Origin of the sequence: Saccharopolyspora rectivirgula DSM 43747 (assembly GCF_000497205.1) — a bacterium.
Classification (GTDB): domain Bacteria; phylum Actinomycetota; class Actinomycetes; order Mycobacteriales; family Pseudonocardiaceae; genus Saccharopolyspora; species Saccharopolyspora rectivirgula.
In genome coordinates this window covers 1-2,843 of record NZ_AYJW01000121.1, presented here as the reverse complement: position 1 = coordinate 2,843, position 2,843 = coordinate 1, and the positions used below count along the sequence as shown (strand labels likewise).

Below are 2,843 nucleotides of genomic sequence, written 5' to 3'. Positions count from 1 at the left end.
TCCCGTTGGTGATCCACATCTTGGCCGTTGAGGACCCAGTCGGACCCGTCCTTGCGGGCCACCGTCCGCATCGAGGCGGGGTCGGAGCCGTGATCGGGCTCGGTCAACCCGAAGCAGCCGATCGCCTCGCCCGCAGCCATCTTCGGCAACCATTGCTGCTTGTGCTCCTCCGAGCCCCAGCGCCAGATGGCGAACATCGCGAGGGACCCCTGGACGGACACCAGGGAACGCAGCCCGGAGTCGCAGGACTCCAATTCCTCGCAGGCGATTCCGTAGTCCACTGCGGACATGCCGGCACAACCGTAGCCTTCCAGGTGCATGCCGAGCACGCCCAATTTGCCCAGTTCACGGGCGATTTCCCGGGCCTGCGGGAATTCCCCGCGCTCGAACCACTCGGCGATGTGCGGTTGCACGTGGTCCCGGCACAACGCCCGGATGCTGTCCCGGATCGCCAACTGCTCGGGCGTGAACTCGGCGTCGATCCCCAGTGGATCCCGCGGGTCGAATTTGGCTGCACTGGTGCTCATGACGAGGTCCTCCTCGATTCGATCGGGGGCAGCTGCTGTTCCGGCCGTTCCAGCCAGCGGAGCACTTCTTCGGTGTGCTCCCCCAGTTCAGGGGGCGGCACCGGGTGAACTGGGGTGAAGGAGGAGAAATCGATCGGGGTGCGCACCTGTGCCGCGGCACCGCCACCGGGATCGACGAGCGGGCGCAACCCGAGCTGCTCGGCGTAGCGCACCGCTTGGGCCAGATCGTTGACCGGTCCGCAGGCGATGCCCGCTCCCTGCAACCGGGCCTGCCAATCCGAGACCGTTCGGGAGCTGAGCGCTTCCTCCAGGCGGGAGACCAGCTCGGTGCGGTTGGCCACCCGCTGGGCGTTGGTGCTGAACTGCGGGTCGTCCGCCATCCCGGGCAGCTCGAGCACCTCGGTCAGCTTGCGGAACTGGGAGTCGTTCCCCACGGCGACGGCCAGCAGACCGTCTTGGCAGCGCAGTGCCTCGTAGGGCGCGATGCTCGGGTGCTGGTTGCCCATCCGGCGCGGCGGGACGCCCGTGGTCAGCAGCGAGCTCATCTGGTTCACCAGCGATCCCAGCAAGCTGGAGAGCAGGTTGACCTCGATGTGCTGCCCCCGTCCGGTTTGGTCCCGGTGCCGCAGCGCGGCCATGATGCCCAGAGCCGCGTCCTTCCCGGTGAGCACGTCGACGAGGGCCACCCCGACTTTGGTGGGCGGACCGTCGGGGCTGCCGGTGATGCTCATCAAACCGCCCACCGCTTGGACCACGAAGTCGTACCCGGGCAACTCCGCGCCGTCGGCGCTGCCGAAACCGGAGATCGAGGTGTAGACGAGACCGGGGTTGATCGCGCTGGCGCTCTCGTAGTCCAGCCCGTAGCGGGCGAGCGCGCCGGAGCGGAAGTTCTCCACCAGCACATCGGCCCGGCGGACGAGTTCGTGCGCCTTCTTCTGGTCTTCCGGGTCCGCCAGGTCGAGCGTGATGCTGCGCTTGTTCCGATTGACCGACTCGAAGTACGAGGAGCTGCGTTCGGTCCAGGGCGGCCCCCACGAGCGGGTGTCGTCCCCGGTCCCCGGGCGCTCCACTTTGATCACCGTCGCGCCGAGGTCGGCGAGCAGCATCGTCGCGTAAGGCCCGGCCAGCACCCTGCTGAAGTCGGCAACGACCACGCCTTCCATCGGCAGCGTTGGATCCATTCGCGCCCTCCGCACATCCGCCGGCCAGGCATCACCGCCACCCTGGCAGTGGCTTGCGTCACTCCATATTTTGGATCCAATATACAGTCGTCTGGTCTTCGGTCAACCCTTCGGAGATCCCATGCACCGCCCGCCGACCACCCAGGAATTCGTCCTCGGTGAACTCCGCAGAGCAATCGTTTCCGGCCAGCTGGCACCGGGCCAACCGATCCGGCAGGACGCGGTCGCCCAGCAGCTGGGCGTCAGTCGAGTGCCGCTGCGAGAAGCGCTGAAAATCCTGGAAGCCGAAGGCCAAGTCGTCTACCGGCCGCACCGCGGTTACTCGGTGGCCGAGCTGTCCCTGGAGGACCTCCAGGAGGTCTACCGCATGCGGGAACTGCTCGAGTCAGAAGCAGCCCGGATCGCAGCCCACCGGTACACCGACACCGACCTGAAGCTGATCACCGAAGCGCACGACGCCGTCGAAGCCGCCGCCACCAGCGGCGACCTGGGAAGCATGATCGCGGCCAACCGGCGCTTCCACTTCGCGCTGCTGGAACCGGCGGGCATGCCTCGGCTGATGCGGGTGGTGCGCACCCTGTGGGACGCCACCGACGCGTACCGGGCGGTGTACTACAACGCCGACACCAACCGGGAACGGGTGCGCCGGGAGCACGACGCGATCCTCCACGCCGCGACCACGCACAACGCCGAAGACCTGGTGCGCCTGCTGAACGAGCACCGCCAGCACGCCGTGGCAGCGCTGCGGAACACGATCTGCCCGGAGTAGCGCGCCAGACCGGGCGGGCGAGCCCCGGGAGGAACCCGCCCGCCGCGCGGACTACTTGTACTCGTAGAAGCCGCGACCGGACTTCTTGCCCTTCAGGCCGGCCTCGACCATCCGGCGCAGCAGCGGCGGAGCCGCGTACTGCGGCTCGCCGTACTCGGCGTACATCGAGTCGGCGATCGCCTTGAGCGTGTCCAGTCCGACCAGGTCGGAGAGGCGCAGCGGACCCATCGGGTGGGCGCAGCCGAGAACCATCCCGTTGTCGATGTCCTCGGCGGAGGCGAACCCGCTCTCGTACATCCGGATCGCCGACAGCAAGTACGGCACGAGCAACGCGTTCACCACGAAACCGGAGCGGTCCTTGGCGCG

The 2,843-nt window shown here is 67.9% G+C and carries 3 protein-coding genes and 1 pseudogene; 1 reads left to right on the top strand and 3 read right to left on the bottom strand.

Going from position 1 to position 2,843, the window contains the following annotated elements:
• Both SREC43747_RS20030 and SREC43747_RS0119035 read right to left on the bottom strand, forming a co-directional pair.
• A pseudogene (locus SREC43747_RS20030) lies at positions 1-527 on the bottom strand (acyl-CoA dehydrogenase family protein); the annotation flags it as partial.
• On the bottom strand, positions 524-1,708 hold the full coding sequence (locus tag SREC43747_RS0119035; protein WP_029722970.1) for a CaiB/BaiF CoA transferase family protein: 1,185 nt from the start codon (positions 1,706-1,708) through the stop codon (positions 524-526). The gene SREC43747_RS0119035 and the pseudogene SREC43747_RS20030, both read right to left, overlap by 4 nt.
• Positions 1,709-1,829: 121 nt before the next feature.
• Here SREC43747_RS0119035 and SREC43747_RS0119030 point away from each other — a divergent pair, with 121 nt between their 5' ends.
• On the top strand, positions 1,830-2,477 hold the full coding sequence (locus SREC43747_RS0119030) for a GntR family transcriptional regulator (RefSeq protein ID WP_029722969.1): 648 nt from the start codon (positions 1,830-1,832) through the stop codon (positions 2,475-2,477).
• A 51-nt stretch (positions 2,478-2,528) separates the two neighbouring features.
• Here the strand turns inward: SREC43747_RS0119030 and SREC43747_RS0119025 are convergent.
• Positions 2,529-2,843, bottom strand: a 315-nt coding sequence (locus SREC43747_RS0119025) for a 3-hydroxyacyl-CoA dehydrogenase family protein (protein WP_029722968.1), incomplete at its 5' end; no start/stop codon positions are given.

What these genes read in the sequence shown, in the direction of transcription:
- SREC43747_RS0119035 (WP_029722970.1), bottom strand. Translation starts at nt 1,708, where the DNA reads ATGGATCCAACGCTGCCGATGGAAGGCGTGGTCGTTGCCGACTTCAGC.
- SREC43747_RS0119030 (WP_029722969.1), top strand. Translation starts at nt 1,830, where the DNA reads ATGCACCGCCCGCCGACCACCCAGGAATTCGTCCTCGGTGAACTCCGC.